The following is a 14255-nucleotide window of genomic DNA, read 5'->3' on the forward strand; positions in this document are numbered from 1 at the left end:
ACCCTTGCAGCCGAGGGACGTTCGCATCTGCTCAGCCTCGGCATCACGCCGGTGCTCGCGGCCCAGCTGGACGACCCGCACTGTCTGGCGGGCATGCACCACTGGCTGGGCAACTGGCAGCTGCGCGCCGACGAAGCCGCCATGGCGGGCAATGTCGCGCTGGGCAGGCACGAACACCGCCTCGCCGCCGCCGCCCTGGCCGAATTCGAACAGCACTGGCGGCACGGCGCCGCGCCGGTCTGGCGCGCGCTCATCGACGCGGAGACCATCGAACTGCTCGGCGGCCCGCTGGCCCACCCGTTCCAGCCGCTGCTGGACCCACGGCTGCGCCAGTTCCAGCTCACCGAGGGCCTGGCCGACGCACGGCACCGCTGGGGCCACACGCCGACCGGCATCTGGGCGCCGGAATGCGGCTACACCCCCGGCATGGAGGCCGGTTACGCCGCCGCGGGTGTGACGCATTTCATGGTCGACGGGCCCGCGTTGCGCGGCGACACCACGCTCGGCCGCCCGGTTCGGGACTCCGACGTGGTGGCGTTCGGGCGCGATCTACAGGTGAGCTACCGGGTGTGGTCACCGAAGTCCGGCTATCCCGGCCACGGCGCCTACCGTGACTTTCATCACTATGACCACGCGACGGGTCTCAAACCCGCGCGGGTCACCGGCAAGACCGTCGCGGGCCCGGACAAGGCTCCCTACGATCCGGAACTGGCCGCGGCGGCCGTCGTCAGGGACGTGGACGACTTCGTGCGGACGGTGCGCGAGCGGTTGATCTCCGAGTCCGAGCGGATCGGCAGGCCCGCGTTGGTGGTCGCCGCGTTCGACACCGAACTGTTCGGCCACTGGTGGCACGAGGGCCCGCAATGGCTGGCGCGGGTGCTGCGCGCGCTGCCGGAGGCAGGCGTCACCGTTGGCACCCTCGCCGACGCCCGAGCGCGCGGCTACCTGGGCGAACCGGTGCCGCTGGCCGATTCCTCCTGGGGTTCGGGCAAGGACTGGCGGGTGTGGGCGGGCGAGCAGGTGCGCGACCTGGTCGAGCTCAACGACGACATCGTGCGGCTGGCCATGGACACCATCGACAAGATGCGCGCCGCGCAGGGCGGCGCATCGGGACTGCGCGATCACGTCGCCGATCAACTACTGCGCGAGGCGATCCTGACCGTCTCCAGCGACTGGGCGTTCATGGTCAGCAAGGACTCCGCCGCGGGATACGCGCGCGACCGTGCGCACCGCCACGCCCACGCGGTACGGGAAATCGCCGCGGCCGTCGGGGCGGGCCAACTCGCGAAAGCACGGCAGTTGGCGGCAGGATGGGGGGAAGCTGACGGACTCTTCCCCGGCGTGGACGCGCGACGACTCACCTCCGCGGGGTCCGTACCCAGCGCCACCGGGGCAGCATCCGCCGCCGCGCCAGGCCCGGACCCCGCCACCGCGGGCCACGGACCGGTTCCGGCGGACCCGGGCTCGGTCGCAGAAGGACTTGCATGAAGATTTTGATGGTGTCGTGGGAGTACCCACCCGTCGTGGTCGGCGGGCTGGGTAGGCACGTGCATCACCTCGCCGTCGAACTCGCCGCGGCCGGCCACGAGGTGGTCGTCCTGTCCCGGCGTCCCTCCGGCACCGACGCCTCCACCCATCCCACGCACTCCTACATCGCCGAAGGCGTGCTGGTGGTCGCGGTCGCCGAGGACCCGCCCGTGTTCGACTTCGGCGAGGACATGCTCGCCTGGACGCTGGCCATGGGACACGCCATGGTGCGCGCGGGCGTCGCGCTCGGGAAGCCGGGCATCGGCGACGGCTGGACGCCCGACGTGGTGCACGCGCACGACTGGCTGGTCGCCCACCCCGGCATCGCCCTGGCCGAGTACTACGACGTGCCGCTGGTGTCGACCATCCACGCCACCGAGGCCGGGCGGCACAGCGGCTGGGTCGCGGGCAAGGTCAACAAGCAGGTGCACTCGGTGGAGTGGTGGCTGGCCAACGAATCCGACGCGCTGATCACCTGTTCGTCGTCCATGCAGGACGAAGTGGAGCGGCTCTACGGTCCGGAGCGGATCCCGATGACGGTGATCCGCAACGGCATCGACGTGGGCGCGTGGACCTTCCGTCCGCGCGCGCCGCGCAGCGGTCCGCCGCGGCTGCTGTACGTGGGCAGGCTCGAGTACGAGAAGGGCGTGCAGGACGCGATCGCCGCGCTGCCGCGCATCCGCCGCGCTCACCCCGGCACCACCCTCACCGTCGCGGGCGTCGGCACCCAGTTCGAGTGGTTGCGCGAACGCGCCCGGGTGCACCGCGTCGCCCGCGCGGTCAACTTCGCCGGTCAGCTCGACCACGCGGAACTGCTCGGCTGGCTGCACGGCGCCGACGCGATCGTGCTGCCCAGCCGGTACGAGCCCTTCGGCATCGTCGCGCTGGAGGCGGCCGCGGCGGGCACCCCACTGATCACCTCCACGGCGGGTGGCCTGGGCGAGGCCGTGATCGATGGCGTCACCGGCGCCTCGTTCGCGCCCGCGGACGTCGACGGCCTGGTCGAGGCGGTCCGCGCCACCCTCGACGATCCCGCCGCCGCCCAGCAGCGCGCCTACGCTGCCAGGGAGCGGCTCACCGCCGATTTCGCCTGGGACGTGGTGGCGGCGGAGACCGCCCAGGTGTACCACTCGGCCAAGCGGCGGGTGCGCAACCCGCTCGGCCGCCCGTCCATCGTCGAACGCCCGCTGCCGGAGCGGGATCCGAAGTAGCCGCTAAGCCGCCAGCTTCTTGACGATGCGCTCGATGGTGAGCCAGGTGCGGGTGGTGATGTCCTTGCCGTACGTCTTCTCGAGCCATGCCATGAAGTCCGGCGTCTTGCCCGGCTGACTGTTGTCGATGACCGCCAGGAAGGCGCGGGCGGACTCGTCGTAGCCGACGACCCGGGTGAGCGGGTCGGGCCGCTCGGGCAGGCTTGCCGGAGGCTCGGCCGTGTTCTTCAGGAACGTGGCGATCAGATACGTGCCGCGGCCATGGGTCAGGCCGTGGAAGGGGTCGGTGTCCAGCAGCGCGCGCAGTTCGTCGTGGCTGCGGATGATGGTGCCGCCGCCGATGCCCAAGTCACGGATCAGCGCCTGCTGGATGCGCTCCTCGAGCGCGGGCACGTCGGTCTCCGGGCTGCGGAACACGATGTTCCCGCTGGTCAGCACCGAACCGACGCCCTCGAAGCCGAGCGATTCGAACACTCCGCGCAACTTCGCGTTGCTCATGTTCGGATTGCTCGGCATGATCCCGCGCAACAGGGCGGCGTAGGCAGTCATAGCGCCGAACCTACCCGCCCGCACCGACGAATTCGCGAGGCCGCCGCGCTAGGCGGTCTGCGTGGCCCCGTTCTTCTTGCGCGCGATGTCCTCCAGCGCGGCAAGGTATTCGGCGCGCTGCTCGGCGCCCGCCTCCCAGGCCGCCTTGCGGTTCTTGACCACCTTGGCCGGTGCGCCGACGGCGATGCTGTAGTCCGGGATCTCGCCCTTGACCACGGCGTGCGCGCCGAGCACGCAACCGCGGCCGACGCGGGTGTCGCGCAGCACGGTCACCTTGGCCGCGATCCACGTATCGGGGCCGATGCGCACCGGGCTCTTCACGATGCCCTGGTCTTTGATCGGCACGTTGATGTCGTCCATCTTGTGGTCGAAGTCGCAGATGTAGCACCAGTCGGCGACCAGGGTCGATTCCCCGATCTCGATATCGAGGTAGGTGTTGACCACGTTGTCCTTGCCGAACACCACCTTGTCGCCGATGCGCAGCGAACCCTCGTGGCAGCGGATCGCGTTGCCGTCGCCGATGTGCACCCAGCGGCCGATCTCCATACGGCTCAGCTCGGGAGTGGCGTGGATCTCGACGCGGCGGCCGAGGAAGACCATGCCGCGCAGCACGATGTGCGGGTTGGCCAGGCGGAACTTGAACAGCCGGTAGTAGCGCACCAGATACCAGGGCGTGTACGCCCGGTTCGCGAGCACCCAGCGCAGCGACGCCAACGTCAGAAAACGCGCCTGCTGCGGATCCCGGCGGCGCGATCCCCGCCAGCGCGAGCGCAACGGTGCGCCCCACATGCTCGTCACGAACGGTTCTCCTGTCGTGGTCCTACCGGCCGTCGCCCGCCTCGGCGGCGACGGATAGAGCCTATCGCCCACGACGAGCATCGCGACGAGCACCCGCTACCACAACGCCGGGACTCGTTCACCCGCGCAAAGGCCTCCCGTACAGTGACTCCTGCGCCGGAGGAGGCGCGGGGGTGCGAGCCAACGACGACAGGAGTGCGGCAGGTGCGAAGCGGCGGCGTACTGGCTACTTCCATGCGGCGACCGTCCCGGAAACGCGCCGCGGTCGTGCTGGCCGCGGTCGGCGTGCTGACGCTGGCCGGTTGCGGCACCGATTACGACGACATCACCGTCGGCACCGGCAAGGGCTGGACCGCCGCCTACCACGACGGCCGCAACAGCGGCACCACTGCGGTCACCGGATCGCGGAAGCTCGGGCTGAGCTGGCAGCGGCCGGTCGGCGGACCGATCGCCCAGCCGATCACGCTAGGGCCCGACAGTCAGCTGTTCGTCACCACGCGCCTGCCGAACTGCTCGATCTTCTCCTTTCAGATGGCCACCGGTCGCAAGCGGTTCTGCAACGCTCTGGGCCCGAGCGCAATCTCCGCGCCGTCCACGGTCGACTGGATGACCAACGTCTACGTCGGCGACGACAGCAGGGTGATCTCCTTCAACTACCTGGGGCAGCCGAGGTGGGCGACGGCAGTGGCCGGAACGCCGGTTTCGGTGCAGTTCACCGGTGACGGCAAACTGCTGACGGTGAGCCAGTCCGGTCAGGTCGACGTGCTGTCCAGGCAGACCGGCGAGCGGGCGGTTGCGACCGTGCAGTTGCTCGGCGAACCGGACTTCCTCACCCACCCCGGCCTCGGCTGGCCGGACGCGAGCCAGGGACTGGACGACTGCGCCGCCGGAGGCCCGCAGTGCCCGGTCGCGAACATCTCCCCCATCGACGCCGCCAGCGGCCGTTTCTACGTGACGTTGTGGCAACCGGGGAAGCCCGCCGCGTCACTGGTCGCGCTGCGCTACACCGGCGCCAAGGTCGCGCGGGAGTGGAGCGCCGAACTGCTGCTGGGCGGCAGCGCGACCAGCCCGGCCCTGTCCGCCGACGGCGGCACCGTCTACGTCGGCGACAACAACAACCGCCTGATCGCCCTCGACACCGCCGACGGGCGGACCAAGTGGGTCCACCGGCTGGATTGGACACCGCGCGGCGGCATCTCGGTGTCCGACGACGGCCTGGTCATCCCGTCGGGCGAGGAAGGCTACCTGCTCGCGCTCCGGGACAACGGCGACACGGCCCAAATCGCCTGGGAACGTAAAGATCTGGCATTGCGCGGCCCTGCCGCGCAGACGGCGGGCGACACCGGCTACGTCACCGCGGCGATCGGCGACGGCCTGAACCTCGTCACCTTCGACACGCTGACCGGAGCCACCATCGATTCCGACGTCCTGCCGGGCGCGAAGGGCACGACCACCGGCACCTCGGTCGGCGCGAAGGGTGAGGTCGTGGTCGCCACCCGCATCGGCGAGATCTTCGCCTTCAAGCCGGAGTAGAGCAGGCGTTCGCGCCGGAACCCGGGTGACTTGCCGGGTGCACCGTGACCGACGCGACCATCGTGGGGCTGCGGGAACCAACCATGCGCGAGCTACCGGGTATCGGGCGGGCGGTCCTCGCCGAAGCGAAGGCCGACTATCCGCGGGCATGGGTTCTCACCGACCGTTTCGTCGTCGGCGGCAACCTGCCCGCGCCGCCGTCGGACCAGCGGTGGGCTGAAGCCGCACGGCTCGTCATCGCCGCGCCTCCGGCTCAGGGCACAGTTCTCCCGATGGTCACGGGGTCGCACAGAGGAAGACCGTCGCGGCACGTCCTATGCGAGTGACGACCAGCGTGTGTGGTCGGCTGCCACGGGGTTTGAGGCGCGAACGGAGGGCATCGGGGTCGATATCGACACCCCGGGTGAGGATTTCGAGGGGACCGCAGTCGCGGCGGCGCAGTTCGGCGCGGAGGGGCTTCTCGCGGAAGTCCATGCGGTCGAGGACGCGGAAGCCGCGTACTCCCTCGGGCACGGTGTCGCCGGTGAGATAGGCGATGCGGGGATCGAGTTGCCACAAGCCGTGTTTCGCCGCGTAGTGGCGGACGAGGCCGGCGCGCACGACCGCGCCGTCCGGGTCGACGATCCACCGCCCCGGTGCGCGCTCGTCGATATCGTCGGGTTCGGCATCGGTGATGGTCCAGGCCGCGGCCTTGGACGAGAGCACCGTGGCGCGACGGGTGACACCGGACTCGGCGAGCCCCGGCGACCACAGGCACGCCTCGCGCACCGAGCCGTCGAGCGACACCACTTCCACCTCGCCGGGCCACTCGAGCCGGTCGAAATCCAAACCGGGAGCGCATTTCACGGCGAGATCGCGCCCACGATAGGTATCGAGCAGGTCCGGCAGCGGCGGTTGCAGTTCGGCCGGGTCGTGGGTGCGGCGGCCGTCGGCGCGCCGGGCCGGATCAGCGATCACGACGGTGTCGACGCTGCACGGCCTCAGCGCATCCGCCTTGGCCAGCAGGACATTTCGATGGCCGGACAGATTGCGGGCCGCCATCGCCAGCCGTACGTCGTCCAGATCGCTGCCCAGCACGGCGGGGCAGTGCGGCGCCAGGGCCGTCAGCTCAGCTCCGATCGAGCAGGTCACGTCGTGCACCGCCCGCCCGGCCAGTCGCGCGGCCCGGTGCCGGGCGACCGCGCTCGGAGTCGCCTGCTGTAGGGCGTCGTCGGTGAACAGCCACTCCCCGGCGTCGGCGAGTTTGGCCGTGGCGCGGCGACGCAACCGGACCGTCTCGACCAGAGCCGCCGCACGGTCACCGTGGGCACGGCGCACCTGCTCGAGATCTTTCAGGAGGGACGCGGAGGTCAGCGCTAGCTCGCCCACCTCGGCCAACGCGGCCCGCCCGGTGGCGCCGTCCAAATACCCGACATCATCGCGGGTAAAGCGATAGGCCACTATCGGTTCCGCTTCGGCGGGTGCATCGAGTCGACCCGTGTGATTCCGGCGGTCGCGATCGTGTCGGTGGCGATCCGCAGAACCCCGGTCCGGTCACGGCGTACCCACCGCCACATGAGCTCGTCCGCACCCACCGCGGCGGCACCGACCGTGCTGCCGCGGTGGGCGATGCGGTCGCGACGAATATCGCGCGCCACTACTTCCCGGCGGAGCTGGGCTTCACGCCGGTGATCATGGCGTTGTAGAAGAACTGGCGCGGAACCACCCGGCGCATGACGTTCTCGTCCACCCAGCTCAGCCCGAGCCAGGCGCGGTACATCGCCATCCGGTAGCGCCAGGTGAGCTTCTCGGCGGGCACGGCCGCTTCGAACGTGCGCACCGGCCAGCCCCACAGCGCCGCGGCGAACTCCTCCGTCTTGGCCGACACCTCGACCGCACCCGCCGAGCGGGCCATCGCCTCGAGAGCGCGCGGATCGAAGGTGTGCAGGTCGACGACCGCCTCGAGGGCCGCAGCGCGCGAGGACTCGTCCAGTTCCTCCTGCGGACGCCGCCAGTCGCTGAGGATCGGCAGCTTGGTGACCGTGGTGGTGGCCTTCCACGTGATGCGGCCCAGCCAGCGGGCGTAGAAGTTGCCGACCGTGGTCGGCTCACCGGCGAACACGAAACGGCCGCCCGGCTTCAGCACACGCAGGCACTCCTTGAGCGCCAGTTCGACGTCGGGGATGTGGTGCAGCACGGCATGGCCGACCACCAGATCGAAGGTGTCGTCGTCGTAGGGGATGGTCTCCGCGTCGGCGACCCGGCCGTCCACGTCCAGTCCGAGGTTCTGCGCGTTGCGCAGCGCGACCTTGACCATGCCCGGCGACAGGTCGGTGACCGAGCCCGATTTCGCCACGCCCGCCTGCATCAGGTTCAGCAGGAAGAAGCCGGTACCGCAACCCAGTTCCAGCGCCTTGCCGTAGGGCAGCGGCGCGGGGCCGACGGCCAAGTCGAACCGGCCGCGCGCGTATTCGATACAGCGCTCGTCATAGGAGATGGACCATTTGTCGTCATAGGTCTCGGCTTCCCAGTCGTGGTAGAGCACCTGGGCCAGCTTCGTATCCTTGAGCGCTGCTTCGACCTCTGCCTCGGTGGCGTGCGGGTTCGGCGCGGGGTCGTCGGGACGTACCGTCATGGTCGGCAAGCCTACCCAAATCCGCAGTTGACGCCTGCTATCGGCCCACGAATTCGGCCGACCCTGGACCGTTGGCCAGATAAGAACCTGTTCCTATCAGGCGATCTTCCGTCGTGAACAGGGCAGACCACTCGCCGCGGGCCCGATCGAGGCCGTGCGGACCGGCTTCGAAGACCGCTTTGGCGGCGGCCAGCGCACGGGCGGGACCGTCGGCGAACTGGCGCGCCCACCGCATCGCGGCGGTGTACACGTCGTCCGGCGCGACGACTTCGTCGACCAGACCCAGCGTCTCGGCCTCGTCCGGTTCGACGAAGCGACCGGTGTAGACGAGGTCCTTGGCCGCGCCCGGCCCGATCAGCAGGGCCAGGCGCCGGATGCCCGCCAGCGGGATCAGGCCCGTCTTGATCTGCGGCAGGCCCAGTTTGACGTTGTCACCGATGACGCGGCGGTCCGCTCCGAGTGCCAGCTCCAGGCCGCCGCCGAGGCAGTAACCGCTGATCGCCGCGACGGTGGGCTGCGGGATCCGGGCCAGGCAGCCGAGGGCGTGCTGCAGGTCGGCTGCCATGGCGGCGGCCTGGGCGCTGCCGAGCCCGAACAGTTCGGCCACGTCGTCACCCGCGCAGAACACTCGCTCGTCGCCGTACACGACGACCGCGGCGACCCCCGGATCCGCGGCGACGGCGTCGGCCGCCTCGGCCAGCTCGCGCACCAGCTGCAGGTTCAGCAGGTTCATCGGCGGGCGGGCGATCCGGAGGACGGCCACGCGCCGCGCGGCGGAACCTTCGGTCAGCTCCAGGGTCACGAATTCGGCCATGGGACGCACGCTACCGGGTGCCCGCCGTCACCAGCGGTGAGCCCCGAGGACGGCAACGCCGGGTCACCGGGCGCGGGTCGCGCTCGGCACGACGAGCGAGCACGAGCGGCGGCAATCGACCAGGCGTCCCGGTGGGCGGCTACGGGTGGTCGGCGTCTTTCGAGGAGCGGCGTGGCGCGAGGTCGATCCGGACGTTGTCGGAAGTGGTGATGACGAAGACACGGTCACCGCGTTCCTTGTCCCAGTCGGCGGGGATCAGGAAGTAGCGGTCGGCGGCGCGGGCCAAGAGCAGGAGTCCGCTGTACTGGTAGCGGTATTTCGTGTCGGGCCCGGTGATCGCGTCGATGCGCGACTTCCCGCCCGCGATGGCGAGTCGGTCGACACTGAACACCACCACCGCTGGTTCATGCCCGAGACCATGGTGTTCTTCCGCGCTCGCGCTCCGACTGCCCTCGACACTGGCGTAGTACCCGATCGCCCAGAATCCGGCGAGGAAAGCGAGGCCCAGTAGCGTGACCAGAAGCGGGACGGGCCGCCCGACGGGTGGGCGAGCGGGTGGTCGGTGCAGCAACCGGTGGTAGGTCGCGGACAGTTCCAGGGCGTACCAGATCAACGCGACGCCGACGATGAGCGCCAGCGGTAGACCGAGACTCATCCACGTGGGCAGCTGTTTACGCAGCACGATCCCGACCGCGGCCCCGGTGCACAGCACCACCCCGGCGACGGTGACTGTCCGGATCCACCACCGCAGCGCCCGTCGCGGCCGCCGCGTGCGAATCACCACGACGAGCGGCGCCTGTCGCAGCGCGAACACCGCCGCGGCGATCAACAAGGCCAACAGGACGGGGAAGAACGCACCGTCGAGGCTCTTGATGAGATAGTCCGAGACGCTGAAGTCCAGCAGTCGAGCGTCTATTCCGAAGTGCCCGTACCAGGCGCGGGTGTACACCGATCCGACGTAGTAGAGCACCGCCACGGTCAGAGCCGCTTCCGACGTCGCCACCGCGACCGCGACCGCCCGTCGAGGCGGCGACGTCTCAGCGGTGCGCGCGCTGCTCATCGCGACGATGTCGTAGCAGGAGGAGTGGTGATGGGGGAAGTCGGAGGAGTAGTGAGTCGAGCGCCCTCGTCGGGGGTGGTCACCCTGATTTCCGCTGTCGTCGGCAAACTTTCGGTCAAGGGAACGGCCGTCGCCGGTACCTGGGCCGAGGGCGGGTTCGTCGGTGCGGCAGGGGGGTGGGTCACCTCGGGCCGGATCACCGTCACCGTCGGTTGGTCCGCCGACGACGGAACGGGTTCGGCGATCGGCGTCGGTGACACCGATGATGTCGTCGGCGGTGTGGTGGTTGTCGCACTGGGTGCGTGCTCAGGTGCGCCGCAGGCGAGCAGGCACAAACACATCGAGATCAACAGCGGTACCGAACGCATCAGCCCCCCTCGGACCTGGAGAACGAAGCGATTGTCCCACAGAGGGATTGCGCCGGGGCGATTTCGGAAGCCGCTGGGCGATGCACCACCCGGGCCGCGTGGCCGCGATCCCAGATGCCATCCGACCTCGGCTCCGGCGCGGAACCTGGGGCTGAAGCATTCGGCCGACCTCGAGAGGGTGACCCCTACCGCGACGACCTCGCGTCCACCCCGGAAGCTCCGCGCTTCCAGGACGGGCGCAGGCGAGCCGGCCCAGATCACCGGTGCCGTTCACGGGCGTACGGACCCCTTGAGTCGCCCGGCGTCGGGCAGGTCGGCGAAGTAGCGGTGGTTGTCGGGGAAGGACAGCAGTTGTTTGCCGTCCCGATCGGCCAGCACCGGCATGATCGGATCGATCCGGCGCTGCGCGGCCGAGATCTCGGCGGTGGAACGGAATTCGCCGAGCGCCACCAGCTGCGCCCAGGTCGGCGGGAGCAGCACGTCGACGCCGGAGCGCCAGCGTGCCAGCGCCTCGGCCGGGGTGCTCCATCGCACCTCCGCCGCCTCGGAGGTGGCGCCGTCGGCGCGCTGGCCCTCCGGCAGGACCGCGACGAAGAAGCGGGTGTCGTAGCGGCGCGGCTCGATGACCGGGGTGATCCAGTTCGCCCACGGCCGCAACAGGTCGGCGCGCAGCACCAGCTTCTCCTCGGCGAGGAACGACGCCAGCGTCGTTTCCCTGCGCTCCAGCCTGCCGCGCGCGTCCCGGTAGCCGGTGGTGTCGGAGACGACGCTATCGGCGGTCGGCCCGGCCAGCAGCACGCCGCACTCCTCGAACGTCTCGCGAACGGCCGCGCAGACCAGCGCCTTGGCCCTGGTCTCGCTGGTCGCGAATTGCTCGGCCCACCACGCGGGTTCGGGACCGGCCCAGGCGATATCGGCCGTTCCGTCGGACGGGTCGACGCCGCCGCCGGGGAACACGGTCATACCGGCGGCGAACGCCATGGCGCCGACCCTGCGCTGCAGGAAGATCTCGGGTCCGTCGGCCCCGTCGCGCACCAGCATCACCGTGGACGCGTCCTTCAGCGGCGGTGCCGATTGCTGAGAGTCTGCCTGCGCTTCTATCTCACTCACACTTGCACCTTAACGGGCGCAGTCGGACGCAGTCCGTCCCCAGGCCCGCGCACGGCCGCAGCGAAGGCGGAGGTACGCATAACTAACACTGTCGGACGCAGTCCGTCCCCAGGCCCGCGCACGGCCGCAGCGAAGGCGGAGGTACGCCTTGGAGGGTGACCGCACGCCTCCGAGTCAGCGGGTGCGGTGTTTGCCCGCCCGCCGCGAGCGCCGCGCGAAGTAGCGGCCGTCGACTCGATCCAGCGCGATCGACTGGCGGAAGGCGTCGCTGAGGTTCTCGGCGGTGAGCACGTCGGACAGCAGGCCCTGCGCGACCACTTCGCCCTCGTTGAGCAGCAGACCGTGGGTGAACCCGGGCGGAATCTCCTCCACGTGATGGGTGACCAGCACGATCGCGGGCGCGTCCGGGTCGGCGGCGAGATCGCCGAGCCGTTCCACCAGCTCCTCGCGGCCGCCCAGATCCAAGCCAGCGGCAGGCTCGTCGAGCAGCAACAGCTCGGGATCGGTCATCAGCGCGCGGGCGATGAGCACCCGTTTGCGTTCGCCCTCCGACAGCGTTCCGTAGGCGCGGTCGGAGAGATGTTCGGCTCCGAGGCTTTCCAGCATGTCGATGGCGCGATCGGTGTCCACGTCGTCGTAGCGCTCCCGCCAGCGGCCGAGCACCGCGTAGCCCGCGGAAACCACCAGATCGCTGACCTTCTCGTCGGTCGGTACCCGGCTGGCCACCGCGGCCGACGACAGGCCGATGCGCGGGCGCAACTCGCTGATGTCCACCTTCCCGATCCGCTCCCCCAGCAAATGGGCGATGCCCGCCGTGGGATGCAGCTCGGCGGCGGCCATGCGCAGCAGCGAGGTCTTGCCCGCGCCGTTGGGGCCGAGGACCACCCAGCGTTCGTCGAGCTCGACCTGCCAGGTGACCGGGCCGACGAGGGTATGGCCGGAACGACGGACGGTCACGTCGGTGAAATCGATGAGCAGATCGGGATCCGGTTGCGACACGCGCTCCATCTTGGCGTACCGGAGGGGCAGCCCGCCAACGTGGAGGGGGTTTCCCGCCGCGACCGAGACTCACGGCGCGGCGCGACCGGAGCTCAAAGCGATGGTGCGGCGCTCGACGGTAACTGTGGCGGGAGCGTAGTTCCGCAGCGCGGCGAACAGTTCCTGCCATCCGGGACAGTGGCCGAGCCCGATCAAGCCGCGTGCGGCGTAGGGCTTCGGCACACCGGGCCGATCCGGTCGAGGCGTCTCGGGACGCACCCTGATCACGATTGTCGGATCGCTCGATCTCGCGCGCAGCTCGGCCGGCATGATCCGGTCGATCTGAGTCCAAGCGAACTCGTGCCGCGCGCCGAAGCCTTCGACCGCCAGTCCGCTACGGCTGAGCACCAGTCGCTGCCACGACGCCGCCCATCGGGCATCCCAGAACGCCAACGCTACGGGTGCGAGCGTCCCGACCACCGCGCCGAGACAACCCAACCCGAACGCCCAGCCCACCAGAAGGTCGAACCAGCTGGGACTGACATTGCGGTACGGATCGGTGAAGGCGACGAAAGACAGCACCGCGGCGATCCCCGCGCCGGCGATATTGACCATGAACCTCGGCTGCCACGGCGGAGTGTCCGCGATGTCGAACACACGATCCGGCCACGACACCGGTTCGACGAGCCCGCCGCCGCGCGAGCCCGGCTCCGCGACCAAGGGATTGCCGTGGGCCACGGACGTTCCCGGTGACCGATTCGGTGCGTCCCTCCCTGGTGGCGCCTCCTTGCTCGATGCCGCGGGGGACGTGTGTCCGGTCGCCGCCGTTGATCGCCCGCCGGGTGCGGTCGGGGATTTCGTCGTCGGCTGCTTCGGCTTCGGCATGGGCTTCGGCTTCGGCGAGCGGGCGCCACCGCGGTTGGGCGGGGCCACCCGCGGAATCCTGCCCGATGTGCTCGTCGCTTTCGGCGGCCTCCTGACCAGCATCACCTCGCTGGCCGTGTTGACCGAACGGCATTGCGGGCGTGGTAGTCCGAGCCCGGCGAGTTCATCGACGGTGTAGCGGTAGATACCCTCCATGGTGAGGGGATTGCGGCTGGCCAGCGCTCGCAGCAGAGCACCGGTGAACGCGGTATTGCGCGCGCCCCGAGGGGCATTCGACGGCGCCGTGGCGGTGGTCGAGGTCAGGGTGAAGGCGCCCGTGACGGCGAGCTGCCCAGCGGTCAGCGTGCCCGCGCTGCCCATCGCTTCGACGGCCAGTCCCGAGAAGCAGCAGTCGAGGATGAGTATCCGCGCCCGTGCCTTCGCGCGCGCGAACTCCCGTCTGATCAGATCCAACGGGACGGCGGTCCACGCGATCCGGTCCGGATCGGTGTCGCGCAACGTCAGGCACAATCGCCCGTCGTCATCCACCAAACCGTGCCCGGAGTAGTACACCAGCAGCAGATCCTCGGCGTCCGCGCCCGCCGTGCCGAGCGCGGCGCCGACTTCAGCCGGGGAGTCGGCCTCGGCGAGCACGCGACAACCGTCGACGGACACGCATCCACGGCCCGTGTCGGTGAGGGCGGCGCGCAGATCGGTCAGATTGGAGCGAACGGCGAGAAGGTCGGGAAGTTCCGCCGAGCGGTACTTGCTGACACCGATCAGTACGGCGCGCGTTTTGGCGGGGTCCGGAAACCACGGCTCGACCACT

Annotated in this window: 12 protein-coding genes; 3 read left to right on the forward strand and 9 right to left on the reverse strand. The window is 70.1% G+C overall.

What is annotated here, in order from left to right; all coding sequences use genetic code 11:
- Positions 1-1488 (forward strand): 1,4-alpha-glucan branching protein domain-containing protein (locus ON21_RS03710; RefSeq protein WP_039795310.1); only part of this gene is annotated, 1488 nt, incomplete at its 5' end.
- The gene (locus ON21_RS03715; RefSeq protein WP_039795312.1) at positions 1485-2738 is read left to right on the forward strand and encodes a glycosyltransferase family 4 protein; all 1254 of its coding nucleotides are present in this window, start codon (positions 1485-1487) and stop codon (positions 2736-2738) included. The genes ON21_RS03710 and ON21_RS03715, both read left to right, overlap by 4 nt.
- Before the next feature lie 3 nt (positions 2739-2741).
- On the opposite strand, the gene ON21_RS03720 is transcribed toward ON21_RS03715, so the two are convergent.
- Complete coding sequence (locus ON21_RS03720; RefSeq protein WP_039795315.1) at positions 2742-3287, reverse strand: DUF1697 domain-containing protein; 546 nt, start codon at positions 3285-3287, stop codon at positions 2742-2744.
- A gap of 48 nt (positions 3288-3335) precedes the next feature.
- Positions 3336-4085 (reverse strand): acyltransferase, encoded by a 750-nt coding sequence (locus ON21_RS03725; RefSeq protein WP_039795317.1) that lies wholly within the window; start codon positions 4083-4085, stop codon positions 3336-3338.
- Between the two features lie 234 nt (positions 4086-4319).
- On the opposite strand from ON21_RS03725, the gene ON21_RS03730 reads away from it, so the two are divergent.
- A complete protein-coding gene (locus ON21_RS03730) occupies positions 4320-5618 on the forward strand; it encodes an outer membrane protein assembly factor BamB family protein (RefSeq protein ID WP_039795319.1) in 1299 nt (432 codons plus the stop codon).
- A gap of 276 nt (positions 5619-5894) precedes the next feature.
- Here the strand turns inward: ON21_RS03730 and ON21_RS03735 are convergent, their stop codons facing one another.
- From ON21_RS03735 to ON21_RS35580, 7 genes are all read right to left on the reverse strand, one after another.
- On the reverse strand, positions 5895-7058 hold the full coding sequence (locus ON21_RS03735) for a THUMP-like domain-containing protein (protein WP_039795320.1): 1164 nt from the start codon (positions 7056-7058) through the stop codon (positions 5895-5897).
- Between the two features lie 196 nt (positions 7059-7254).
- On the reverse strand, positions 7255-8232 hold the full coding sequence (locus tag ON21_RS03745) for a class I SAM-dependent methyltransferase (protein WP_039795325.1): 978 nt from the start codon (positions 8230-8232) through the stop codon (positions 7255-7257).
- Positions 8233-8269: 37 nt separating this feature from the next.
- On the reverse strand, positions 8270-9046 hold the full coding sequence (locus ON21_RS03750) for an enoyl-CoA hydratase-related protein (protein WP_039795327.1): 777 nt from the start codon (positions 9044-9046) through the stop codon (positions 8270-8272).
- 139 nt (positions 9047-9185) lie between these two features.
- Positions 9186-10106 carry a hypothetical protein gene (locus ON21_RS03755; RefSeq protein ID WP_039795328.1) on the reverse strand — a complete coding sequence of 307 codons (921 nt, stop codon included), beginning with the start codon at positions 10104-10106 and terminating at the stop codon, positions 9186-9188.
- Between the two features lie 638 nt (positions 10107-10744).
- Positions 10745-11515, reverse strand: a complete 771-nt coding sequence (locus ON21_RS03765) for an NUDIX hydrolase (RefSeq protein ID WP_086006354.1) — start codon at positions 11513-11515, stop codon at positions 10745-10747.
- Between the two features lie 243 nt (positions 11516-11758).
- Positions 11759-12592 carry an ABC transporter ATP-binding protein gene (locus ON21_RS03770; protein WP_039795332.1) on the reverse strand — a complete coding sequence of 278 codons (834 nt, stop codon included), beginning with the start codon at positions 12590-12592 and terminating at the stop codon, positions 11759-11761.
- A gap of 60 nt (positions 12593-12652) precedes the next feature.
- Positions 12653-14254 (reverse strand): caspase family protein, encoded by a 1602-nt coding sequence (locus ON21_RS35580; protein WP_051020299.1) that lies wholly within the window; start codon positions 14252-14254, stop codon positions 12653-12655.
- Position 14255 lies beyond the last annotated feature (1 nt).

Source organism: Nocardia araoensis NBRC 100135 (genome assembly GCF_000308435.1).
In the GTDB taxonomy this organism is placed as follows: domain Bacteria; phylum Actinomycetota; class Actinomycetes; order Mycobacteriales; family Mycobacteriaceae; genus Nocardia; species Nocardia araoensis.